Genomic DNA, 24242 nt, shown 5'->3' on the forward strand with positions numbered 1-24242 from the left:
GAGGAAGGGGACGGAATTTTCGCCTTCCTCCATTCCTCCTTACGGGAATCACTTTTATCGCGAATCGCGTAACGATGTAACGTTGGTAGTAATGCAAATCACCAGCAATCCGAAAAATCCCGTCAGGGATGTAACAACATATCACACGTTTGCGTTGGCGTTGTTGTTACATGCCCAAGGGCATTTGAACACTTGACTGCTACAATTTTGCTACCAATATTACATGCCTAACGGCATTTCTTGTGCCCCTTACTCCTTTCCGACATCCTCCCTTCCACCCCATCCTCCCTTTCCTCCCTTTTCTCCCTTCCTCCCATTCTTCCCTTCCTCCCTTTCCCTCCCTGTTAAAAAAAGTTAAACAAAACCCACCTGACGCCCAGCATGTTAATTTTGAAACATGCTGAAAAACTACTTTAAAATCGCCTGGCGTAATTTGTTGAAACGCCGCTTTTACGCGTTGGTGACGATCCTCGGGCTCACTGTCGGGATGACGTTTTCGTTCCTGATGATGAGCTACATCTGGGGTGAATGGCAGGTCAACAGCCACCTCGCTAATGCGAAAAACCAGTGCATTATCCGCAGCAAGTGGACTAACCCAAACATGGGCCTCGACCTGACGACCCTTGGTCCGCTTGGGAAAGCATTGAAAACGGATTATCCTAACCTGGTCGCCAACTACTATCGCTACGATGCCATTACCGTCGCCGTATCGCACGGCGACAAGCATTTCAGGGAGGACGTGCAGACAGGCGATTCTACGCTGCTGGCGATGTACGGCTTCCCGCTCCTGCACGGCCACGCGCAAACCGCACTGAATGCGCCTAACTCGATCGTGATCACCGAAAATAAGGCGATGAAATATTTCGGCCAGACGGATGTGGTAGGCGAGTCGCTCACGCTGCATAATTTCATGGGCGGCAAGCAGGAGTACCAAATCACCGCGGTCATCAAAAACCCGCCGTTCAATTCCGTTACCCATTTGCTGAATACCGAAGCGGAGATCTTCTTTCCGTTCAGCAGTCTGGAAGGTCGGAAGGGCTCGGAAGACAATTGGAACTTTCCGATTATGGTCACTTACATTGAGTTGAAAGACGGCGTAACGCCCGCCGACCTCGCCAAGCCGATGGCGCAGGAGATCGCATCGAATGCACCGGAGGCCATCAAGGCCAATCTCAAACCGTACCTGACACCGCTCAGCGAATACTATCGCGAGGCGAACGATGGTGTCGTCAACAAAATGATCCTGACGCTTTCGGGCATTACCCTGTTCATTTTGGTAATGGCAGTCGTCAATTTTGTGAACATCTCGATTGGCAGCTCCTCGTCCCGGCTGAAAGAAATAGGCGTCCGCAAAGTGCTGGGTAGCCTGAAACGGCAGTTGATCGGGCAGTTCCTGGCTGAATCTGTCTTGCTTGCACTTCTGGCGATGGTCATTTCACTGGGGGTATACGAGTTACTGCGACCGGTTTTCAGTGATGTTTTAGGTAAAAAAGTTGCCTCACTGTGGTCGCTGAACACTTATGCGGTGTTCGTTCCGCTATCCATTGCCATGCTCGTCGGATTGCTGGCCGGCCTGTACCCTGCCCTGGTACTCTCGCGGATACCGTCGGTGGAGTCGATGAAAGGGAAACTGAAATCGGTCAGGGACAACGTCCTTTTCCGGCGCTCGCTCATTGCCGTCCAGTTTGTGATTGCATTGTTTGTATTTGCAGGGGCCCGCATTGTAGCGCGGCAGGTGGACTATTTTTTCAACAAAAACCTGGGTTACAATAAAGAATCAGTGGTTACCCTCGGCGTCCCCCGCGACTGGACGCCTGACGGACTGGCGAAAATGGAACAGGTACGCGATAACCTCGCCCGGCTCAAAGAGGTGAAAAACATTTCGCTTTCGTATGAAATCCCCAATGGAAACGGAGGCGGCAGCGCATTTTATAAGCCCGGGCAGGATTCCACGGAAGCTGTCCAGGCCACGCTGTTGCGTACGGATGTTGCCTATGCCAGTACTTACAACATGAAACTGATCGCGGGCGAATTTCTTCAATCCCCGAACACCGCCTACCAGCCCGACCGCATTGTGATGAACGAAACGGCTCTCCGATCGCTCGGATACGCGAGTGCGCACGAAGCATTAGGGCAGCAGGTCCGCGTGCATTTTTATCCAAAACCTTTGACGATTGTCGGCGTAGCGCAGGACTTCCACTTCGAATCAATGCATCAGTCCATCAAACCACTCGTATTCGCGGACGTGCGAGGCACCAACTTCTACCGTTACCTGAGCATCCGCCTCAACCCCGGCAACATTGGCAATTCCATGGCCGCCATCCAGCAAAAATGGCGCGAGCTCATGCAGGACGCGCCTTTTGAATATGTGTTTATAGATGCAACCCTTCAAAAATTATATCAATCTGAAATACAACTGAAAAAAGCCGCGCGTGTGGCTACGTTTCTCTCCATAGTCATCGTGCTGTTAGGCATTCTGGGCATGGTTTCCCTCAATGTCGCCCGCCGCACACGCGAAGTAGGAATCCGGAAAGTGCTGGGCGCTACCAGTTTGCATGTGGTAATGCTGTTTTTGAAAGAATTTCTGGCAATCCTCGTCGCGGCTATCCTGGTTGCGTTTCCGCTAGCGATTCTGTTGGGAAATCAATGGTTGAAAACCTATGCCTACCGTGTCGAAATTGGGTGGGAGGTTTTCGCAGGAATTGTGATGGTGTTCGCGGTGATGATTACCGTGCTTGTATGTGCGCAGACTTACAAGGCGGCGGTGACGGATCCGGTGAAGAGTTTGAAGGGTGATTGATTAGGACTTGAAGATTTCATAAATATCGAAATCGTCATCGCTAATAAATTCCCTGATCATTTGAACCTTCTCTCTAAGTAATGCAGAAAGTACTCGGGTGGAACAATTGCCCGTTCTGATCCAGACAATTTTAGGAGGTTCGGAAAATTGATTGATAAGCTTTATAAAATCTTCGTCTGCTGTAATGATTGCCTGATAACCGTTATTACGGGCGAACATAAAAATGTCGTAATCCTCAGCGTCAGTAAGGTCCAGGTGCCTTACGTGTTTCAAAATATCAAATTGATGTGCCAAGGATGGCAAAATACGTTGTGAGATATTCTGATCGATCAGCACTTTCATGCAGCTACATCATAAAGCGTTCTTTTCAGTTGATCCGCAGAAAACTCCAAAGCTACTGTAATATCTTCTCTCGTCAGCTCCGGAAAATCCTCTAAAATTTCTTCAAAAGACATTCCCGAAGCCAGCCAGCGCAAAATATCCTCAACTGTGATGCGCATGCCCCTGATACACGGTTTACCGCTTCGTTTACCAGGTTCCAGCGTCACGATGTTCTTGTATATATACATAGCGGTATGGAATTTGTTGATTAACAAAAATAGCGATTTCTCCCTGCATTCACCAGTTCAATGGCTAACTCAACCTAACCGAAAACAAATCCTTCGAACGCAGATACACCCAGGTGACGACGACGAGCGTCAGCACGCCGCCCATCATGACGGAGGGGACGGTGCCGAAGGCTTTGGCCATGACGCCGGATTCGAAGGCGCCGAGTTCGTTCGAGGAGCTTACGAACATGCCGTTGACGGCGGCTACGCGGCCGCGCATTTCGTCGGGTGGGTAGATTTGCAGGATGGTTTGCCGGATGATGACGCTTACGCTGTCGAACACGCCGGTGGCAAAAAGGGCGCCGCAGGAGAGCATGAAATTGGTGGATGCGGCGAAAACGAGCGTAAAGACCCCGAAACCGGCCACGGCTACGAGCATATTGCGCCATGCATTATGTGTGGGCGGGAAGTAAGCCATTGCGAACATGGTCAGCATGGAACCGATGGACGGCGCGGCGCGGAGCAGGCCAAGCCCTTCCGGCCCGACTTTCAGTATATCTTCCGCAAAAATGGGTAGCAATGCGATTACACCTCCGAAAAGCACCGAGAACAAATCCAACGTCATAGCGTACAGCACAATGCGGGTTTTGAAGACGAATTTGAAACCTTCTTTCAGGCTTTCCATCATCGGCGTCACAATCTTCGGGAACTCGGGACGCGTCTTGACCATACCCAGTAATACCCAGCAGACCAGGAAGTTGACGATCACAATTAGTAATGTGTGGGTAAGGCCCATGTAAGCATACATGAAGCCCGCAGCCGCCGGGCCGATAATGGCGCCGGCCTGCGAAAAGGAACTGCTCCAAGTAGACGAGTTATGATAAATCGTCCGCGGTACGAGGAAAGGTTTCAGCGAGCTTGCCGCAGGTGAGTAAAAGCCTTTTGCAAAACCGATTATTCCAAAAACAGCATAAATAACCGCCAAATGCTGCATCTCCGACAGTTTATTGTAAACGCCCGGCTGAAAAGCGGTATAGAGTATTCCCGAACCCAGCAGAATCACCACCAGGCTAATGTGCATGATGGTAATCTTGTTCTTCTGATCGGCCACGTAGCCGCCAAACAACGACGTAATAATGAACGGAATCGCCTCTGCAAGTCCCACGAGGCCCAATGCGAGTGGGTCGTGCGTGGTTTTGTACAGTTCATAGCCTACGATCACTTCCTGAATGCGAATCGTGGCGGAAAAAAGAAAGGAATTGGATACAAAAAACCGGAAATCAGAATAGCGGAGTGCTGCGTACGGATCGTTGGATGCTACTGTTTTCAAGTGAGTGTTTGGGAGTTATGAAAAGTGAACAACCGAAATCTCCGATAATGTTCTGTTTTAACTGAAAATTAATTCGATTACCCGTTTCTATTCAATAAAACACCGGTTAAATGCCAAAACCAATCTTTTACATTTCGTTTACAATGTTTTACAGCGGCAATGCAAAGGGTCAAAAGGCACCCGGGTATTTTTGAACAAGGTTCTTTTCATCACCCAAAACCATGCCTTATGAAATCGCAAACCATCAGAATTACCCTTGCCGCATGGCTGTTTTTTACCTTGCAGGCCTCAGTTGCATTGCCGGAAACGACCGACTCCTACGAAAGCACCCTGCTGCTGAATGGAACGGAGGTCAACACGGCGCAGTTCAGCCACGTGGTGCGCGGCGTTATCTCGCTTGCAAAAGGTGGTTCGGACCGCAAATCCCTGGTCCCGTTCCATATTTACCTGAAACGTCACGGACGGATCATTAACGCCGAGGGCTACTCCCACAACTTCGCAGTACAGCAGTGGGAAATCGCCGACATCCTGAAATGGGCCGAGCCAGGCGATCAGATCATTATCGATCCCACCGAGCCCCGGAATGCCGCGGGCAGAAAGGTTATCACGGTTAAAAAAACGCAAATCCTGCCGCAATTCCAGTGGTTTTTTGGTGTAAAGTCAAAGAAAGACAATTGCTGAAAATCATTAAATTTGATCATTGGTTCCAGGCTGTATGAAAAGGTATATCAAAGCAACTTTCAGGGTATTAACATTGCTTACCGGCTTGTGTGCAGCGCTTTCGGGCGTTGCAGTTGCCAATAGCGACGCAGTGCGTTTCTCTGAAAATGTGAACCTGTCGCTCAGGCGTACGGTCGATATCCTGCTGCGTGCCAATGGCGATTCGCTTTCGGAGATCCCGCCGGTGAGGCAGACGGACGCCCATACCTTTTCGGTACCCATGAGGCGGATGTTCGATTATGATAAACTGCCGGAAACCTTGCAGCAATCTTTCGACGCGTACCATATCGACCGCCCCTATACCGTCACCGTGCTGGATTGCCGGACCGGCGAAATAAAGCTCGGATACCAGTTTTTCGACCTGAAACAGCCCGGCGGCATTCCGTGCGGCGGTCGCTCGCGTGCGGAGGGTTGCTATACGCTGCAAATCCGCTTCGATCCGGCGGCTCCGAAGCCGAAAGCAGCCGGTAATACCTGGCTTCTGATTTCGTTAGGCGGCACTTTGGCCGGGCTCGGTTTCGTTGCCTGGACGAGGTCACGGCATAAAAGAAAGCCGGAAACCGAGCCGCGGGAAGCCCCCGCCTTGCATAGGGTTGCATTCGGTAATTCCTGGCTGGATACCGCCAATCAGACGCTTTATAACAGTGAAACGAACCAGACGTTGACATTCCGCGAGGCCAAATTGCTTGCATTGTTTGTCCGGAATATCAACCAGGTACTGGAAAGGGACGCTATTTTGAAGTCCGTTTGGGAGGATGAGGGTGTTACGGTCGGGCGGAGCGTGGATGTATTTGTTTCGCGGCTCCGTAAAATGCTGGCAGCCGACCCGCACATCAAAATCACCGCTATTCACGGCGTAGGCTACAAAATGGAAGTTCATTCCTAAAAATCCATGTTCAAAACATTTCTGAAAATAGCAGCGCGTCAGCTCTGGCAGGGACGGCTGTATGCGGTTATCAACGTCACCGGTCTGGCCGTCGGCACGGCTTGTATGCTTTTCGCCGCCATTTACCTCACCGACGAACGCAGCTTCGACTGGTTTCATGACAACAATCCCAATCTTTACCGCATCACCAGCACCTACCGCGAGCGCGGCGAGTTGATTGCCAGCGGCGGCACGGGACAGGTGCAAGGCCCGGCGTTCCAGGCGCGCATGCCCGAGATCACGCATTATGCGCGTGTGATGGGCGGGGACATTTACGGTGATGTGCGGCATGGGCACAATGCATTCAAATTGCAGCTGCTGTTTGTGGACAGCTCGTTTTTCAAGGTCTTCACCTTCCCGCTGCTGCATGGCGATGGCCGTACGGCATTGCAAAACGTCAATTCGGTGGTCATTACCCGGCGCACGGCCCTGAAATTCTTCAACCGGACGGATGTCGTCGGCGAGCTCCTGCATATGGACGCCGACCCGTCTGCAATGCGCATCGGGAAGCCGCTGGTCGTCACAGGCATAGCGGAAGATCCTCCCGCAAACTCTTCGGTGCAGTTCGATATCCTCTTTCCATTCGAGTTCATGAAGGTCTCGTTCGATGACACAAGCTGGCTGAATGCGTATCTGGGGACATTCGTCGTGCTGCGCCCTAACGCCGACCCGGGCCAGGTAGTGCGGAAGTTCAACCGCATTGCAGCGGCATTGTCCCAAACCCAGCGAAAAGACCATCCCGAGGCTTCGGTCATCACATATGGCTTGCAAGGCATGACCGACATTCACCTGAACACACAGGCCATCCCCAACCAGAATGGCGAGTCCGGCATTGTGAACACGAGCAGGCCCGTTTACGCATACATTTTCATCGGGATAGCAGGCTTCATTTTACTGATGGCGAGCATCAATTTCGTCAACATTCACATCGCTTCCTCGATGAAGCGGGCGAAGGAAGTGGGCATACGCAAGGCTACCGGCAGCAGCAAAGGCGCAATTATCGTTCAATTTCTAGGCGAATCGGCCATTCTGGTCGGCATTGCGATGGTACTTGCAATCATGCTGGTTATTTTATTAATGCCTGCATTTAATCAATTATCCCAAAAACAAATAGCACTTACGCAACTGTGGAGCCCCAACCTCATGGGCTGGCTTGTATTCATTTTCGTGACTAACATTGCTTGCGCGGCGCTCTATCCGGCATGGTTGATTTCCAGGTTAACGCCGGTTGAAACCCTGTATTCTAAAATCCGCCTCGCAGGCAGAAATCCGGCAGGGAATGTGCTGATGGTCTTCCAGTTTGCAATGGCGGTGCTGCTGGGCATTGCCAGCGTGGTGTTTTACAGGCAAATGCATTTTATCAGGTCCAAAAACCTGGGCTACAATCCCGACCAGATCGTTAAAATCGCCATTCAGGGAGTGCGGGATGTTCAGCAGGTACATCATCGTTTCCAAAACGAGCTGGCCGGCGATCCTGCATTCGGGGCGATTTCCCTCGCAGGTGAATTTGGGAACCGTGATGTTGTGGTGAAGGGGCAAAAACTCTTGGCAAATGTGCGTACGGTCGATGCGGATTATCTTCCGATGTTGGAAATGAAGCTCACGCAAGGCCGCAACTTCTCGCGCGCCTTTGCATCGGACAAAACTTTCGGTGTATTGGTCAATGAGGCTTTCGTCAAAAAAGCCGGGATTTCTGATCCTGTCGGCAAGACATTAATGCCTGACGACTATTTCGGCAAGCAAAGCTTCACTATTCTCGGCGTCGTCGGCGATTTTCATTTCAATTCACTGAAAGAACGCATCGGGCCAATGATCATGCCGATGAGCACGCATTATGGCGGTGGTGAATTGTGGGTTAAAATCGCGCAAAACCGCGAGCATTACGCCATTAGCAAACTTGAAAGTACTTTCAGGAAAGCGTTACCCGGCGCCGTTTTTGAATACACCTTCCTGCACGACGCCAACGCCAGCGCCTACGCGACAGAGCTTCGATGGCAACAGATCGTCACCATAGCGACCATCGTGGCGGTCATTATCTGCGGTCTGGGATTGTTCGGTCTGTCGCACCTCGCCATCGCGCAGCGCAGGCGCGAAACGGGCATCCGGGTCGTGCTGGGCGCCACCGGTTATGACATTGCCATCGGCTTTTCCAGGAATTTCGTCCGCATCATTTTCACGGCTATTCTCATCGCCTCCATTGCCGGGCATTACCTGATGCATTCGTGGCTGGCTCATTTTGCCTACCATACGGGCCTGCCGTGGTGGGTGTACGCCGGCTCGGGCGCCATGGCCCTGATCCTCGCATTACTGACCGTTTTTACACAGGCTTTAAGGGCGGCAATGGCCGATCCGGTGACGGTTTTACGCTCGGAATAGGCTCCTTTTCGCACGCTTGAACGCATGTCCGGCGCGCGTCCGATTGCGTACACATTTTGTACGGTATCGGACGCGCTCATTTAGTTATCAATATTAAACACACTAAAAATCAATACATTATACTTTTGGCAAGGCTTTTTAAAATAGGACTGGCATAAGAGAGGCGGATGTAAGCATTTGTTTTTAAAACAGGTTGTCCGTAATTACATACCAAATCTCAAACTCCAAATTTTTTATGATCCAGTTAGAAAAGATATCCAAATATTACCCGGCAGGTTTTGGCAAAACTTACGTGCTGCGCCACATTGATTTGAACATTAAAGAAGGTGAGTTTATATCGATCATGGGCCCGTCGGGCTCCGGTAAATCCACCCTGCTACATATATTAGGTTTGCTTGAAGAGCCGTCCGAAGGCGAGTATCTGTTCCTGGACGAGCCTGTTCAGAAACTCTCCGAAAAGAAACGCACCGAATTGCACCGTCACCACATCGGTTTCGTGTTCCAGGCCTATCACCTGATCGACGAGCTGACGGTTTATGAAAACATCGAAACACCACTTTTGTACAAGGGCACCTCGTCGTCGGAGCGCAAGAGCCGCGTCGCGGAACTACTCGACCGATTCAATATGGTGGCCAAAAAGGATTTGTTCCCGCACCAGCTTTCAGGTGGTCAGCAACAGCTGGTGGGCGTTGCCCGGGCGATCGTACACAACCCGAAAGTGATTTTCGCCGACGAACCGACCGGTAACCTGCACTCGGAGCAGGCGATCGAGATCATGGAATTATTTCAGAAACTTAACCAGGAAGACAAAGTCACCATCGTACAGGTAACCCACTCGGAATTGAATGCGGGTTACGGCAACCGGATCGTACGGTTGAAGGACGGATGGCTGGCGTGACCTAACTCAATCTATTAGCCATGAAACGCATTATTTTACTTTTATGCCTCCTGCCTTTACTCGGGCAGGCACAAAACAAGCTGAGCCTCGCCGAGTGCGTGGACCTGCTGGCCAAAAACAACCTGATTTACCAGCAAGGGACATTGCAGGCGGAGGCAGCGCAGGCGCAGCTCCGGCAGACAAAGTCACAAATTCTCCCGCAGATCTATATTTCCGCCAACCAGAGTCTTAACCTGGGTCGCAGCATCGACCAGTACACCAACGAGTATATCGATCAGCTTTATACCTATAACTCGGTGAGCACGGGATTCCAGGTGCCTGTTTACCAGGCGGGCCGGCTTGCAAACCAGGCACGCCAGGGGACATTGCTCAAAGAGTCGGCGATGGAAAACCGCGTTGCCGTGCTGAATGCGCAAACGATCCTGCTCATGCAGGGTTATGTAAATGTGCTCGCAACCAAGGCATTGCTCGAAGCGGCCGACCAGCAACTTGCCTCCTCACAGCAGCAAGTGGATAAGGTACAGAAACAGGTGGATGCCGGAACCGCAGGCAACAACCTTCTCGCGGAGATTAAAGCACAGTTTTCCAATGACAAATACTTACAGGTAACGGCTCTTAGCAATTACCGTACGGCGCGCCTCGCATTGTTCCAGCGGATGAACATCACGCCCGACGATAATGTCGAGTTCGAACCGCTGCTGCCGAAGGAAAACATTGCGCCTGCTGCCGCCAATGCAATGGAATTGTACGAGAATGCTTCGAAATCATTCCCCGAAATCCGCAGCGCGGAGCTGAACCGCCAGAGTTACAAGTACCTCGTAAAGTCGATCAAAGCGCTGAATTATCCGTCGCTGGATCTGAGCACCAATGTGCGGGCATTCTACGCGTCGACCAACCGTAACCTCGACTATTTCAACCAGTTGAATGCGACCCGGAACGGCTCCATTAACCTCGGCCTGAACATCCCGATCATGGGCCGGTGGGTAACCCGGCCACGCGTCGAACTGGCCAAAGTGCAGGAACGCCAGGCACAAAATACGCTTGACATTACCAATCAACAACTCCGCCAGGCGATCGAAACAGCGGTACTAAACCTAAGCGCCATGGCCGACAAACATGCCGCGGCCGAAGGACAGGTGGAATCGCTGACAGCGGCATTCGCCGTAGTGGAAAGCAAGTTCAATGCAGGGGTGTCGAGCATTTTCGAATACACGCTTTCCAAAGCGAACCTCGCACAGGCACAAGGCATTGCGATTCAGGCAAAATATGATTACCTGATGCAACAGAGATTGTTACAATACTTCCGCCAGGGAAACTGGGAAGGGGTGTTTTAAGATATGAAAGATTGTTAGGTTAAATTTGGTATCGGTAATTCTTAGAGGCAGCCAGGCGCATTGGCTGCCTCTTTTTGTTAAATAAACCTAAATAATTAGGTGGTTACATTATGGTGTGTAAATTAGGTGCGAACTAATTTAATGGACCATGAAAAAAACTCTTCTATTGTTACTGCCAGGGCTGATGTTACTGGCAGGGACTGCGGAGGCGCAGTTTGAGAAAGGAACAGCCCATTGGGGGGCGACGATCAGTGCGGAAGGAACGGAAACGCATACAAAAGGGAATTCTACCGATTACAAAAACGGTAATCATTCTGTGTCTCCATCGATCCAGGCGGGATGGCTGATCAAAGACAACCGGATGTTTGGTTTGCGGCTTACGTCAACGATTGGACTTTCGAATTCGAAAATCGAGGGATCCGGCCCGCTCAATCACTTTGCCGACAACACCTACTCCCTGCGGTTATCGCCTTTTATCAGGCATTACAAAACGCTCAATCCCAAATGGGCGCTTTTCTTGCAAACTGGCGTGGAAGGGGCATACATATGGTCCGTCAAAGAAGTAGATGACTTCACGGAAAAGAACAATGGTTACGAGGCGGGGCTGTATGTTTTCCCGGGTATCAGTTACCGGATTTCTCCCAGATTCGCACTCGAAACGGATTTGCAATTGCTTTCGCTGAACGTGGGATACTCCAATTTTGAAAAATCGGAGGGATTCAATTTCAACGCCGGTATTACATCGGGCATCGGCAGCTATTTCGGCGTCCGGGCGGCGTGGTATCTTCAAAAATCTAACTAAAATCAGCCATGAAAGCCATTTACTATATACTTATTCTGATTTTATGCCCGGCAACGGCCGCATTGGCCCAGCTGGAAGGCAAGCGATTCATCTCAGGTGGTGTTTCCACGAATTTCAATTCATATAGTCCCGCAACAGGAAAGAATTCGAACAACTATGGCTATGGCATCAACCTCGGCCTCGGCAAGTTCAAAACCAACACCCGGGCAGGTGTGTGGTCGGTATTCAGTAATATGATTGGGGCAAAACAAAACATCCCGGGTAACACTGATACAACTACCCTATCGGGTGTTAACGCCTTCGTGATCGGTACAGGTTATCGTTGGAGCTTTTACAAACACTTCGGCGATAAATTTGGGATTTTCGGCGGGCCAGGCGTCTCCCTGAAATATGCTTATGGCAGATCGACAGGCGGCGACGGAGACAATTTATACGTGTATAAAACTAATGAAATTGCTGCATCGCTCGACCTGAGCGCCGGCGCCTACTATGCCCTGAACGACCGTTGGTGGCTGACCGCCTCGCTGGCATTCTCAAATCCTGTTTACCTCGCCTACACATTCGGACGTTCGGAATACCGCAGAACCGGCGAGGGAGCCGATAACAACGGATTGAAATATCAGCTCTCACCCACTTTCAATTTCCCGTCTGTCGGCGTGGGACTTCGTTATTTTTTCAAGGATTAATATCCAAAATCCGCAAGTCTATCATTAAAATCCCCGTGGATATGGCTTTTAAGGCCATATCCACTTTTTGTTTGTAATGAAAAAACACCTTCTGATTGTCCTTTTCGCTGCGTTCAGCGCTTGCCATAAACCACAAAGTACCAACCTCGCCGGCCCGTGGGAGCCGGATTACGATGTGACCCGTTCCGAAAATGCCATTAAGGAATTCGAGAAAAAGGATGCCGAGCAAATGCCCGCGCCGGGCGGAATAGTGTTCACCGGCAGCTCTTCATTTACCAAATGGCAAAATGCGGTGAACGATCTCGCCCCGCTGCCGATTATTAACCGCGGCTTCGGCGGCTCTACATTACCGGAAGTGATCCACTACTCCGACCGCGCGATTTCGAAATACAAGCCGAAGACGATCGTGATTTATTGCGAGAACGATATGTTCGGCAAAAAACCGAAGTCGCCCGAGCAGGTACGTGATGCGTATGTGACGCTCGTGCAGAAGCTCCGCGCGCAGCAGCCCGACGTGCAGCTCTACGGCGTGTCGCTCAAACCTTCGCCGTCGCGGTGGGCGAAGCGCGAGGATGTGATCAAAGCCAACAAACTCATTCAGGATTACATTAAAAAAGACAAGAACCACCATTACATCGACGTGTGGCCGGTAATGCTCAAAAACGGCCGCCCCGACGGCGCTATCTTCGTGAGCGACAGCCTGCATATGAACGAGGAAGGTTACAAAAGATGGACGAAAGTGTTCCGCCCGATACTGGAAAAATCAGTCTGAAAGTATCCTGCACTTTACGGTTTTTTACAAAGATTTTAAAAGAACAGATAAGGGTATTGGTTTTAACGTAAAGTCACTATATTGACCGAAAAAATACATTTCCGGGTAAAAAAGTGATATTCCAGTAATGAAAGTAACAGCGGTTTTTGATATTGGCAGGACCAATAAGAAGTATGTACTTTTCAACGAGAAGTATGATATCGTTCATGAGTTTTCAGAATCCCTCCCAGAAACAGTTGACGAAGACGGCTTCCCTACCGAAGATTGTGACCTGTTGACCAAATGGGTGCAGGACCGCTGGGCTGAGCTTCTGGCCAATCCGGAATTCGACATCAAGGCGGTGAATGTGGCCGGCTATGGTGCCAGCCTCGTGCACCTCGACGCGGCGAACCGCCCGCTTACCCCGCTGTATTCGTATCTCAAACCGTTCCCGGAAGAACTTTTAAAGGAATTTTACAGCACCTACGGCGACCCTACCCGCATTTCCCTGCAAACCGGCTCCCCGGCCATGGGAATGCTCAACTCGGGCATGCAGCTTTACTGGCTTAAACATACCAAACCGGAGATTTACAGCCAGATCGCCACGACATTGCATTTACCGCAATACATATTATACCTGCTTACGGGCCGCAAAGTGAGCGATTACACGTCGCTGGGCTGCCACACCGCATTATGGAGCTTCGAAATGTGGGATTACCACGAGTGGGTGAAGCAAGAAGCCATTCATAAGAAACTCGCGCCGGTGCTGGCGTCGTCGTCGTTTATTTACCGCCATGGCGACAAGGGCATTCAATCGGGTTTCGGGTTGCACGACAGCTCTTCGGCATTGATACCTTACCGCATGGCCGTCAAAAAGCCGTTCGTGTTGCTTTCGACCGGAACCTGGTGTATTAATTTCAATTCTTTCGCGTCAAAACCACTGACTTCCTACCAGCTCGAACGTGATTGTATGAACTACCTTACGCCGGAAGGCAGCGGCGTTACCGCGTCACGCCTGTTTCTCGGCCGCGAGCACGATTACCAGGTCGCGCGCATTGTGGAATACTTCAAGGTAGATCCTGATTTTTACAAAAAAGTAGCCTTCGACGAAGAAATCCTCAAACAGGACACGCCAAAATTCTACACTGCCTGCATGACCGGCAACGGGCCATTCCCCGAACCAAACACCCAGGAGTGGCAGGTCAGCGCATTTGCTTCGGCGGAAGCAGCTTACCACCATTTGCTGAAAGGTCTTACCGAGCTGCTGTTTGTTTCGCTGAACCTGGTAAATATCAACGATGTACATGCCATTTACGTGGACGGTGGTTTCGCGCGCAATGAAATTTTCACAAAGCTGCTGGCAAGGCACTATCCTAACCACAAAGTTTACGTTTCGGATCTCCCGTACGCGACTTCGCTCGGTGCCGCATTACACGTGACGCGCCCGCAGACGTACGAGTTTGCGAACGAAATCAGAGAAATAAAACCTTGATGATCAACTGATCCGACTCCAGTTGGTTTCTTCCTTGCGCAGATTCTCGAGATGGTTGCGTATGGGATGGTGAACCGGCTGGAGCAGATCGGGATCGGCTGTCAGAATTTCTTCCGCAGACGCCCGCGCAGCCTTCAATATCTCACCGTCCTGGGCGAGATTGGCTACTAATAAATCCACCAGCCCGCTTTGTTGTGTGCCCGAAATGTCGCCCGGGCCTCGCAGCTGCAAATCCACTTCCGCTATTTCGAAACCGTCGTTGGTAGTACACATCGTCTCGATACGCAGCTTAGTGTCCTTGCTGAGCTTATAATCCGTCATTAAAATACAATACGACTGCTCCGCCCCGCGCCCCACCCTGCCGCGCAGCTGGTGCAATTGCGACAGCCCGAAGCGCTCCGCATTCTCGATCACCATTACCGAGGCATTCGGCACGTTCACACCTACTTCAATCACGGTCGTCGCGACCATGATTTTCGTCTCGCCGCGCACGAAACGGGCCATTTCGAAATCCTTGTCCTGCGAACGCATTTTACCGTGCACAATGCTGAGCGGAGTACCCGGAAATGCGCGCGCAACACTTTCATAACCGTCCATCAGGTCCTTCAAATCCATTTTTTCGGACTCTTCGATCAGCGGGTACACCATGTAAACCTGCCGCCCTTTCGCGATTTCTTCTTTTAAAAACCCAAATACCGACAGCCTGTGCTTATCGAACCGGTGTACTGTTTTAATGGGCTTGCGTCCGGCGGGGAGCTCGTTAATAGCCGAAATGTCGAGATCGCCGTAGAGCGTCATCGCGAGCGTGCGCGGGATGGGCGTGGCGGTCATTACGAGCATATGCGGGTTAATGCGCGGATTTTTAGCCCAAAGGCGGGCACGCTGCGCCACCCCGAACCGGTGCTGCTCGTCGATAATGCAAAGTCCCAGGTTCTTGAACTGTACCGCGTCCTCGATCAATGCGTGCGTGCCGACGATAATGTGCAAAGTACCGTTCAGCAAGTCCCGGTGAATGACTTCGCGTTCCTTTTTCTTCGTGGAACCCGTGAGTTTAGCGATGTTCACGCCGAGCAAGTCTGCAAATTTTTTGAGGCCCTGGTAATGCTGGTCGGTGAGGATTTCGGTAGGCGCCATGAGGCAGGCTTGCGCATCGTTATCCAATGCAAAAAGCATGGTAATGAATGCCACGATCGTCTTTCCCGAGCCTACATCGCCTTGCAGCAGACGGTTCATTTGCTTGCCGGTTTTCAGGTCCTCATGAATCTCATGCAGCACGCGTATCTGCGCGCCAGTGAGTTTAAAAGGCAAATGCTGGTCGTAGAACTCTTTGACCAGCATGGTTTTATCAAAAACCATCCCAGGGTACTCGGTCTTATGGAGGAGTTTGTTTTTGATTAATCTGAACTGGTTGTAAAACAGCTCTTCGAATTTGAGGCGCCGCTGTGCCTGGTGCAGCGTCCGGCTATCCTGCGGCAGGTGGAAATGCCACAGTGCCTGTGCTTTGGAGACAAGCCTGTATTTTTCGACGAGCGTTGCGGGCAATGTCTCGCGTATATGCGTATGCGCGATTTCGAGCAGGCTGCGCATCATTTTGCTGATCGCCTTGCTGTCGAGAAACTTCTTGCGCAGTTTTTCGGTAAGCGGGTAAATGGGCTGCCAGTAGCCGGCAGAAGCATTCTCCGGCGTCAACACCTCAATTTCCGGGTGGGTAATGCTCCATTTCCCCCCGAATTGCACTGGATTTCCATAAACAATGTATTCCCCGCCGCGTTTCAGCCATTTTTCGTACCAGGTAATGCTCTGGAACCACACCAGTTCGAGAAAGCCCGTGCCATCCTGAAATGTACCGACGAGTCGCTTTTTACTGCCTTCTCCAATTACCGAAAACTCCCGCAAACGCCCTTTTACCTGTGCCGCTGACATTTGCTCGTTCAGGTCGCTGAGTTTGTGGAAAACGCTGCGGTCCTCGTGCCGGAAAGGGTAATGCTGGATAAGGTCGCCGAAGGTAAAAATATTCAGTTCCTGGTTCAGCAAGGCGGCTTTTTGCGGCCCTACGCCTTTCAGGAATTCGATTTTGGTATCGAAAAAACGGGTTCTAACGGATGGGTTTGTTTCAGAAGTCATTATTCAAATATAAACCGAAATCATAAAAAACACGGTTTGGAGGCTGCAAATGTTAATCTCTGTTAACGGAGTAGCTATTCCGAAGCTTTTGGCTACAACCCGCTTGATTCCCAACTTCCGAATGCTTTACTTGCTGCTTCGTATTTCTTAAACCACCAATCAATTCCAAATCTACACGACTTATGAAAACCACATTGTTATCGCTTTTCCTCACCCTGATCGCATTCACCTGGGCATCCGCACAAAGCCCGCACGTTACTGCCGACGGCAAGAATTTAAGCGTACGATACGGCCAGCCATCTAAAAAGGGCCGCGTATTGTTTGGTAAAGCAGGAAGCGGCAGCCTCGAACCATACGGCAAACCATGGCGTATCGGTGCCGACAGCGCCACTACCATTACCTTCAAAAAAGACGCTACATTCGGCGGAAAGGCTATCAAAGCAGGCACTTATACCCTATTCGCAACGCCTAACGAAAAGGAATGGACCATCATTCTGAACAGCCAGCTCGGCCAATGGGGCGCCTACAAATACGATGAGCACAAAAGCAAAGACGTAGCGCACATCACCGTTCCCAACAAGGCCTACCCATCTTCCCAGGAAAAACTGACTTTCACCGTGAAAGATGCATCATTGGATTTCCAATGGGATAAGGCAGGATTTTCGGTGCCTGTGAAGTTCTGATAACTTAAAAACGAAACGAGGCTGGCAAACACCAGCCTCGTTTCGTTTTTAAGCAATTCAGGCTATTTTCTTGATTTCAGATAAATGCCTACTCCCAAAGATTTCTGATCCGTAACCCTGTGCAGCTTGTTGTTCAGCCAATAACACACCCGCGGGGCTCCTTCACCGGAAGCAGTGCCTGAACAGGTCCCCAAAACATATTGGTTATTTAAGCTGAATGCAATGTCATTCGCGCCCGACAAGCCTCTACCTGGTGTATCCAGAACAAGTTTCCCGCTTCCGGCAACCAACATGGCGACATCAGTAGCTGTGTTGACAACTCCGTTTCCTACCAGGAACACCTCGCCGCGATCTACTCCGATATTCCAGATATAGCAATCATTACCCGACGATTGAAATGATCCGTTTTTCCAGTAACCTCCCAGAAAATAGCCACCGTTCGACGGGCGGTATTCTCCTCCAACATATACGTCGTTACCGATTACCTCAATCCCATAACCATGTCCGAAATGGCTGCTTAGTTCCGTTTTCAGACCATTTTTCCAATAACAGGGCCGTTCAGAATCCATCCCGGAAACGTAAATATCAATCCCACTAAATGCGATGTCGCTGGCATATCCTTTAAAATCGTTCAGAAAAGTCATTTTGCCTTCCGTCCAGATAAATGCGCGAAAATTGGTTTGCGTTTCATACAGCTGTCCGACCAGATATAGCTTGCCATTCAGTACGCCAATTGCTTTCACTTCCCCATCCCTGTTTTCATCCAGCATTGTTCGCTTCCCGTCTCTCCACAAACAGGGCTTACCATCATACTTCCCCGCTGCCACCACTTTACCGTTTAACACGACGACGTCATGAGCGACGGAGTAATTCTCATCCAGCAAATAGAGCGAATCATTTTTCCAGTAGCTCGCCCTCCATTGGTCGCCGGCCAGATTGACCGCTCCCGCAATATAAACGTCCACAGAATCGGTCATAAACGGCTTTACATCCACATCATCCGACTTCTCGACAGAATTTGGCGCGCTTTCAATTACATCTTCATTGCAACTTAACAATGAGGCGAAAACAGCAACCAGTAAAAGTATCAATCGATATTTCATAGTTAAAGAGGTTAATAGTTAACAATCTGCCTCAATTAACCCTGCCCATATCCGCTCACCAAAACCGTTTATCAACGAGAAGCTATTAAAAATTAAACGGTCGAAAACAAAAAACGCAGACCCGGCCAACGGCCTAGTCTGCGTTTATTTTTTCATCCTCCCTTTCCTCCCTACTCCCCTTCCTCCCTTCTACAAATTCTGCTTGATCATATTCTCCAACACTTGCAAATGCTCGGTGAATGCCTTATGACCATCGTCCGTGGCTTTGTAGGTGGTAAGCGGCTTGCGGCCGTTGAATTGTTTCTGGAATTCGATGTATTTAATTTCTTCCAATGCTTTCAAATGCGAGGCCAGGTTGCCGTCGGTGAGCTGCAACAGTTCTTTCAGTTCATTAAAACTCAGGGAATCGTTTACCACGAGCACGGACATGAGCCCAAGCCTGATTTTACTTTCAAATACCTTATTAAACTTTTCTAACCACTCCATTACAAGTTCCTGTTACGAGGGACGTCGGGCTCCGTGCATCAGCTGACGGGCTCCGTTATTGATTGGCTTCCAGGAACAGCATGGCATCGCGGTTGCGCATCCATACGGCCTGGTCACGTTGATTGTTGGCCGCCATGGTAAATCCCGAGCCTACGAGGCCAGTTCCTACCGACACCCAGAAAAAGGTTTTCAGATGATCGCGGTTACCCGAGAGCAGCGATATGATCGAGCCTGCCGAGCCGGCCAGCGATATCACCAGCCCGATACTGCGCGTTCTTCTGGATTTCAGGTAAAGGCCAAGCCCTTCCGGCGAAATCATAAATTCTTTCCGCAAAGCCTTCTGCCCGGTGTATATGACGTTGTTTTTGACAAAACTATTCCCATTTCTCAAATAAATGGTCTCCTTATCGTACCATTTTCTCGCTTTTGCCGTGGTACTGTCGGAAGGAATGCGCACCTGCGCCGAGCAAACCGAGCCTGTGAAGAGCAATAATAGCACCACCGCAACACCCGATTTTCCACTCAGCCCCTGGCCTCCCGGCAATCCTCCGCCCGGCACCTCGTCACCTGTCACCTTCTCTCTTTCGTAGCGGTTATACATGGTGAGGCCGTAAAAAATATGCAGCAAACCGAACCCTATCGCCCAGAATATCAGCGAATAACCCGTCAGAAACAATGCAACGCACCCGATCCCGATTTCTGAAATGCCCATGTAAAATACTTCGGGGTAGGTGAATCGGCTCGCATTCACGAGCGCGAGGCCGTAAAACAGCAGCGTAACCGGGAAAACCAGCCAGACGAAGCCATAATGCAGCATGGCAAGGCAAAATATGCCGCCTGTCGTGAGTGGGATGAGCATGGCGATCAGCAGGCGTTTGGAGCTGCCATTCCATACGGTAAGGCCTTTTTTGCGGCCCCTGCGGACGGTGAGGATAATGCAAACCGCGAGCGAGCATACCAGCACGCAAATGCCGTCGGCCAGCAAGAACCGGATCACGTCGCTGCGCGTATGCCCGTTATAAGTCCCGAGCGGGATCAGAATGTCGGCCATCCAATCGGTTTTGAAGCGGATGTGGGCCGCCGCCGCTCCGATGAGGGCGAAAATCCCGGCAAAAACTCCGCTTAACCCGCTGAGGGACAGAAATTTGGACGACCGCTCCATCAGGTTGCGGATCTCGTTCAAAGTGTGCAAAGAATCCTGATTCGGGTTCATAAGCGTATCAAAATGTAAAGTAACGGTCAGAAGTTGTTAAATAGTCAGGTGCGGCCAGGCATTGTCAGATGTTGTCAGACAATGGCGGGGCCAGTGTTAAAATAGCAGCAGGATTTTTGGGATAAACACAATTCCTCCTACTATGACTGCCGAAATGGCCAGCAGTAATACGCCGGCGGCGGCTGTGTCTTTCACTATTTTAATGACCGGATGGTAATCGGCCGAAACCAGATCCGCCAGTTTTTCGATTGCTGTATTGAATGCCTCACCCGCCCACACGAGCGCGATCTGGATCACTATAATGCACCATTCGGTAGCCGATATATTGAAAAATACGCCTGCGATGGCAACTACCAAACAGGCGATCAGGTGAATGCGTGCATTGTTTTCGTATCGGAACAGGCTGTAAATCCCCGCACCTGCGTAACGGAAGCTTCGGAGGGCTTTAAGAATATCGATGGGTCCGTTCATGTTGTTTCATTTCGGCAAAAATATGGAACGCAAAGTACAACAACATGAGCACGAACGAAAACGTAATGGTGTGTTTGATCGCCAGCGGATCTCTCATGCTATGGTAAATGCCTCTCGCGAGTGCGCCGGGCTGTGTGATGATGTCCCAGCTGTTCCAGCGGCCGTAGCGGCCCAAAAATATACCGAAACCACTCAGTACCATCGAATTGAGGATCGCAAACCAAGCCAGACGCTCGTTCCAGCGATGGGCGATGATCCGGTGAACAATGCGAATGCTGTAAAGACCGGTCATAAATCCTGCCAGCGAGAATGTGAAGATCATCAATGCGTCGTACCAGATCATATTCTCGGGTACCACACGCAAATGTTTCAGATCGGTGATGATGTAGGGCGCATTCGGGAAAAATAGCAGCCAGACTGCCAGGTATACCATCAGAATCCCGAATGGTGCTTGCCGGCGTTTCTCCATTTCCCAAACCCATTTAATGAAAAGCAAGGGTACCCAGGCCAGGAACAGGTTCCAGGCCAAAAAGATGAAACCCATGTCTTGCAGGAGAATCCTGACTGATAATAGCGCCATCGCAGCGGCGGAAACAAATGCAAGGAGCGCAACTTTCAAATTGCCTTCCAGATAGTTGACCAGGTTTCTCAGCATCGTTTAAGTTAGTTTAAAGTACTTTGAAATACAAAGTTACTATAAAACGATTGGAAACTCCAAGTGCAGGAAGGGCATTAAAATTTAAAATTGGTTACTTAAAGAAAGGCTACTTCTTATTATTGGCGGCGAATGCCTTCATCATTGCCCACTCGCGACCCGCCGTTTTGGCCTTGAACGTTTCCAGACAGCCCCGATCCTGCAAAGTAATGTAGCAGGTCTTACCGTTTTTGCCGCCGAAGCAGATATTGGAAACCTTTTTTCCGATTGTTTGAATGGTATGGATCACTTTTCCTTCGGGAGAGAGCACGGCTACTTCGCCTTTGCCGTGGCGTGCAATATAGATATTGCCATGCACATCGCAGCGCATGCCGTCCATGCCGCCGTCCTCGAAATGGTGCAGGAGTTTCTTGTTGGACAACGTACCATCCGGTGCCAGGTCGAACGACCACACATTCCGCTGAACGCTTTCGTTCACGTACAGCTTCTTCTCGTCGGGGCTCACGTCGATGCCATTGGTAGTACCCATATTTCCAAAGGCCAGGCTCACTTTTCCTTCGGGTGAAATGTGCCAGATTTGCCCGGTACCGTCTTTCCAGTTGGGATCGGAGGCGAAAATGTGCCCATTGGCCGTTACAGCGAGGTCGTTGGGTTGGTTCATCTTGGGCTCGTTGGCGAAAACCGAGACATCCTTCGTGATCATATCCACTTTCAGGATATTGTGACCTGTGAAATCGGCCACGTAGAAAGTGTTTTTGTCCACAAACCGGATACCATTGCCCGTGCTGCCTTTGGGCAAAGTCACGAAAAAGCTTGCATTACCTTTCTTGCTGATCTGCGCGATCGTGCCATCCCGCGCGAAGTTGACGGCGTAGACATTTCCATCTTCATCCACCGCGGGACCTTCGCAGTTACTGGTAAATTCCCCTTCATTGGAGAATTTTTTACTTTTGATCTGCGCCTGGCCGATGGCCGGCAACAATAAAGCTATGGTGAGGAGGAAAGCTAAAATTCTGGTCATAGGGCAATTTTTCTTCGAAAATCACTGATTTTTCCACTTGATGGCGCAACCTACCGGCTTGGTTATCGTGGTTACGACGGGCTTACCGCCCACGAGATTGGTAACCGCCTCGTCGACGTACAATTTGGTGACGCCCGAAGCATCCTGCGGGTTATCGTCGATCATCCCCATGTACCGCACCGTGAACTGCGCACCATTTTTTTGCAATACAAATGCCTGCGGCGTACGGCCCGCCCCGAATTTGCGCGCTACCTGCTGCGTATCGTCGACAAGATACGGATAACCGTAATGCTTGGCATTGGCACGCTCCTTCATTTTTTCGAAAGTATCGTCCTGGTGCGTGCCCGGGTCGCTCGGGTTTATAGCAATAACCGGATAGCCCTGGCCTGCGAACTTGTTGTTGAGGGCGATAATACGGTCCTCGTAAGCTTTCGCGAACGGGCAGTGGTTACTGGTAAAAACCACGATCACGCCTTTTGAATTACCAAAGTCCGAGAGTGAAACCATATTTCCGTCGGTGTTTTTCAAGCGGAAGTTCGAAACGGCGTCGCCCACCTGGTAACCTCCCTGCCCCTGCATACCTCCTTCTTCGATTATCCGCGCATGAGCCAGCTGCCCGAACAATGCGAAAAACAGGACCATCAAAACCCACCGACTGACTTTTATTTTCATGTTTTCTATATCTACTGTCTCTTAGACCCTAATACTAGGTAAAAGTAAAGGCGTTACCTGTTAAATATTGTTAAGCTGGTTCGTCACGCTCCATGTCTAAACGCGGCAGCTAGCCCGGATCATATAAAGGTAACTTTTTGCGCATTTTTTACCACATCGGTCACTTATTATTCAAATTCGGGAAGCACATGCTCATGACAACCCAGTGGTGCATTACCCTCGTTGCCGGCGTGCCCGGTTGCGAGATATTAAAAAAACAGGAATATTCCTCCTAATGCGTTGTGATTCTGCCACTCTCTTTTTATCTTTGCACCTCAAATTTTGAATCCAGTTTAATTTAATTATTAACATGTACGCAATCGTAGAAATCGCAGGTCAGCAATTTAAAGTTGAAAAGGGTCGCGAAATCTTCACGCATAGGCTTGAAGGTGACGTGAACGCTGCACTTGTATTTGACAAAGTCCTTCTCGTTGATAACGGAGGCACAGTACAGGTAGGTCTTCCGACAGTAGCAGGTGCTTCTGTAAAAGCAACCGTTCTCGAACACCTGAAAGGTGAGAAAGTGATCGTTTTCAAGAAAAAACGTCGCAAAGGATACCGTGTGAAAAACGGTCACCGTCAGTATCTGACAAAGATCAGCATCGACGAAATCGTTGCCTAATTATTGGGCGGAAGCCTGAAACAGTTCAAAAAGGAAATTACAATTTAAGTATAAGATATCATGGCACATAAGAAAGGTGTAGGTAGCTCGAAAAACGGACGTGAATCGGAAAGTAAACGTCTTGGTGTAAAATTATTCGGTGGCCAGTTGGCAAAAGCAGGTAATATCCTGGTTCGTCAGCGTGGAACCAAGCACAACCCAGGTAAAAACGTTGGTATCGGCCGCGACCACACATTGTTCGCATTGGTTGATGGTAACGTAGTGTTCCGTAAGACCCGTGAAAACAGATCTTACGTTCACATCGAACCGATCGCGGTTGAAGCTGCTGCGGAAGCGTAATCAACGCCCGATAGCATCACTTCCAAAACGAAGTTAAAAGAGCCCGTCAGACCAATGTTTGACGGGTTTTTTATTGGTTAATGCGCCCGCCGCCAAACCAAAAGGCGCATTCCGGTGTTCTCTTAACCGGAAAGCTGTTTTACCCTATCATT

Annotated in this window: 24 protein-coding genes; 13 read left to right on the forward strand and 11 right to left on the reverse strand. The window is 50.2% G+C overall.

What is annotated here, in order from left to right; genetic code table 11:
• Positions 1-397 precede the first annotated feature (397 nt).
• Positions 398-2800, forward strand: a complete 2403-nt coding sequence (locus BLQ88_RS14465) for an ABC transporter permease (RefSeq protein ID WP_090151116.1) — start codon at positions 398-400, stop codon at positions 2798-2800.
• Here the strand turns inward: BLQ88_RS14465 and BLQ88_RS14470 are convergent, their stop codons facing one another.
• The 3 genes from BLQ88_RS14470 to BLQ88_RS14480 all read right to left on the reverse strand — a co-directional run bounded on the left by BLQ88_RS14470 (position 2801) and on the right by BLQ88_RS14480 (position 4678).
• Positions 2801-3142 carry a DUF5615 family PIN-like protein gene (locus BLQ88_RS14470; RefSeq protein ID WP_090151119.1) on the reverse strand — a complete coding sequence of 114 codons (342 nt, stop codon included), beginning with the start codon at positions 3140-3142 and terminating at the stop codon, positions 2801-2803.
• Complete coding sequence (locus BLQ88_RS14475; RefSeq protein WP_090151122.1) at positions 3139-3369, reverse strand: DUF433 domain-containing protein; 231 nt, start codon at positions 3367-3369, stop codon at positions 3139-3141. Before BLQ88_RS14475 ends, BLQ88_RS14470 begins: the two co-directional genes overlap by 4 nt.
• Before the next feature lie 64 nt (positions 3370-3433).
• The gene (locus BLQ88_RS14480) at positions 3434-4678 is read right to left on the reverse strand and encodes an MFS transporter (RefSeq protein WP_090151125.1); all 1245 of its coding nucleotides are present in this window, start codon (positions 4676-4678) and stop codon (positions 3434-3436) included.
• Between the two features lie 228 nt (positions 4679-4906).
• Here BLQ88_RS14480 and BLQ88_RS14485 point away from each other — a divergent pair, with 228 nt between their 5' ends.
• From BLQ88_RS14485 to BLQ88_RS14525, 9 genes are all read left to right on the forward strand, one after another.
• Positions 4907-5359 (forward strand): hypothetical protein, encoded by a 453-nt coding sequence (locus tag BLQ88_RS14485; protein WP_090151128.1) that lies wholly within the window; start codon positions 4907-4909, stop codon positions 5357-5359.
• Between the two features lie 34 nt (positions 5360-5393).
• Positions 5394-6284, forward strand: coding sequence for a winged helix-turn-helix domain-containing protein (locus tag BLQ88_RS14490; protein ID WP_090151131.1), 891 nt, complete (start codon positions 5394-5396; stop codon positions 6282-6284).
• A gap of 6 nt (positions 6285-6290) precedes the next feature.
• Complete coding sequence (locus tag BLQ88_RS14495) at positions 6291-8699, forward strand: ABC transporter permease (protein WP_090151135.1); 2409 nt, start codon at positions 6291-6293, stop codon at positions 8697-8699.
• Positions 8700-8934: 235 nt separating this feature from the next.
• Positions 8935-9597 (forward strand): ABC transporter ATP-binding protein, encoded by a 663-nt coding sequence (locus BLQ88_RS14500; RefSeq protein WP_090151138.1) that lies wholly within the window; start codon positions 8935-8937, stop codon positions 9595-9597.
• A 20-nt stretch (positions 9598-9617) separates the two neighbouring features.
• The gene (locus BLQ88_RS14505; protein ID WP_090151140.1) at positions 9618-10931 is read left to right on the forward strand and encodes a TolC family protein; all 1314 of its coding nucleotides are present in this window, start codon (positions 9618-9620) and stop codon (positions 10929-10931) included.
• A gap of 148 nt (positions 10932-11079) precedes the next feature.
• Positions 11080-11733, forward strand: coding sequence for a hypothetical protein (locus tag BLQ88_RS14510; RefSeq protein WP_143016850.1), 654 nt, complete (start codon positions 11080-11082; stop codon positions 11731-11733).
• An 8-nt stretch (positions 11734-11741) separates the two neighbouring features.
• The gene (locus tag BLQ88_RS14515; RefSeq protein ID WP_090151145.1) at positions 11742-12419 is read left to right on the forward strand and encodes an outer membrane beta-barrel protein; all 678 of its coding nucleotides are present in this window, start codon (positions 11742-11744) and stop codon (positions 12417-12419) included.
• A 76-nt stretch (positions 12420-12495) separates the two neighbouring features.
• On the forward strand, positions 12496-13191 hold the full coding sequence (locus BLQ88_RS14520) for a GDSL-type esterase/lipase family protein (protein WP_090151147.1): 696 nt from the start codon (positions 12496-12498) through the stop codon (positions 13189-13191).
• A gap of 127 nt (positions 13192-13318) precedes the next feature.
• On the forward strand, positions 13319-14662 hold the full coding sequence (locus BLQ88_RS14525; RefSeq protein ID WP_090151150.1) for an FGGY-family carbohydrate kinase: 1344 nt from the start codon (positions 13319-13321) through the stop codon (positions 14660-14662).
• Positions 14663-14665: 3 nt separating this feature from the next.
• Here the strand turns inward: BLQ88_RS14525 and recG are convergent, their stop codons facing one another.
• Positions 14666-16786, reverse strand: coding sequence for an ATP-dependent DNA helicase RecG (gene recG / locus BLQ88_RS14530; RefSeq protein ID WP_090151153.1), 2121 nt, complete (start codon positions 16784-16786; stop codon positions 14666-14668).
• Positions 16787-16968: 182 nt separating this feature from the next.
• On the opposite strand from recG, the gene BLQ88_RS14535 reads away from it, so the two are divergent.
• A complete protein-coding gene (locus BLQ88_RS14535; protein WP_090151156.1) occupies positions 16969-17469 on the forward strand; it encodes a DUF2911 domain-containing protein in 501 nt (166 codons plus the stop codon).
• A 62-nt stretch (positions 17470-17531) separates the two neighbouring features.
• On the opposite strand, the gene BLQ88_RS14540 is transcribed toward BLQ88_RS14535, so the two are convergent.
• From BLQ88_RS14540 to BLQ88_RS14570, 7 genes are all read right to left on the reverse strand, one after another.
• A complete protein-coding gene (locus BLQ88_RS14540; RefSeq protein ID WP_090151159.1) occupies positions 17532-18572 on the reverse strand; it encodes a hypothetical protein in 1041 nt (346 codons plus the stop codon).
• A 189-nt stretch (positions 18573-18761) separates the two neighbouring features.
• Positions 18762-19058 carry a winged helix-turn-helix domain-containing protein gene (locus tag BLQ88_RS14545; protein WP_090151162.1) on the reverse strand — a complete coding sequence of 99 codons (297 nt, stop codon included), beginning with the start codon at positions 19056-19058 and terminating at the stop codon, positions 18762-18764.
• 55 nt (positions 19059-19113) lie between these two features.
• Positions 19114-20271: a hypothetical protein gene (locus tag BLQ88_RS37450; protein WP_090151164.1), complete on the reverse strand. Its 1158-nt coding sequence runs from the start codon at positions 20269-20271 to the stop codon at positions 19114-19116.
• A gap of 96 nt (positions 20272-20367) precedes the next feature.
• A complete protein-coding gene (locus BLQ88_RS14555; RefSeq protein WP_090151168.1) occupies positions 20368-20742 on the reverse strand; it encodes a diacylglycerol kinase family protein in 375 nt (124 codons plus the stop codon).
• Complete coding sequence (locus BLQ88_RS14560) at positions 20717-21397, reverse strand: DUF1361 domain-containing protein (protein ID WP_090151171.1); 681 nt, start codon at positions 21395-21397, stop codon at positions 20717-20719. Before BLQ88_RS14560 ends, BLQ88_RS14555 begins: the two co-directional genes overlap by 26 nt.
• A 109-nt stretch (positions 21398-21506) precedes the next feature.
• Complete coding sequence (locus BLQ88_RS14565) at positions 21507-22418, reverse strand: SMP-30/gluconolactonase/LRE family protein (RefSeq protein ID WP_090151174.1); 912 nt, start codon at positions 22416-22418, stop codon at positions 21507-21509.
• Between the two features lie 21 nt (positions 22419-22439).
• The gene (locus BLQ88_RS14570; RefSeq protein WP_090151177.1) at positions 22440-23090 is read right to left on the reverse strand and encodes a thioredoxin family protein; all 651 of its coding nucleotides are present in this window, start codon (positions 23088-23090) and stop codon (positions 22440-22442) included.
• 349 nt (positions 23091-23439) lie between these two features.
• Here BLQ88_RS14570 and rplU point away from each other — a divergent pair, with 349 nt between their 5' ends.
• Both rplU and rpmA read left to right on the forward strand, forming a co-directional pair.
• Positions 23440-23751: a 50S ribosomal protein L21 gene (gene rplU / locus BLQ88_RS14575; RefSeq protein ID WP_015814326.1), complete on the forward strand. Its 312-nt coding sequence runs from the start codon at positions 23440-23442 to the stop codon at positions 23749-23751.
• A 60-nt stretch (positions 23752-23811) separates the two neighbouring features.
• Positions 23812-24090, forward strand: coding sequence for a 50S ribosomal protein L27 (gene rpmA / locus BLQ88_RS14580; RefSeq protein WP_015814325.1), 279 nt, complete (start codon positions 23812-23814; stop codon positions 24088-24090).
• Positions 24091-24242: the final 152 nt, after the last annotated feature.

It is taken from the genome of Dyadobacter soli (assembly GCF_900101885.1).
Taxonomy (GTDB): domain Bacteria; phylum Bacteroidota; class Bacteroidia; order Cytophagales; family Spirosomataceae; genus Dyadobacter; species Dyadobacter soli.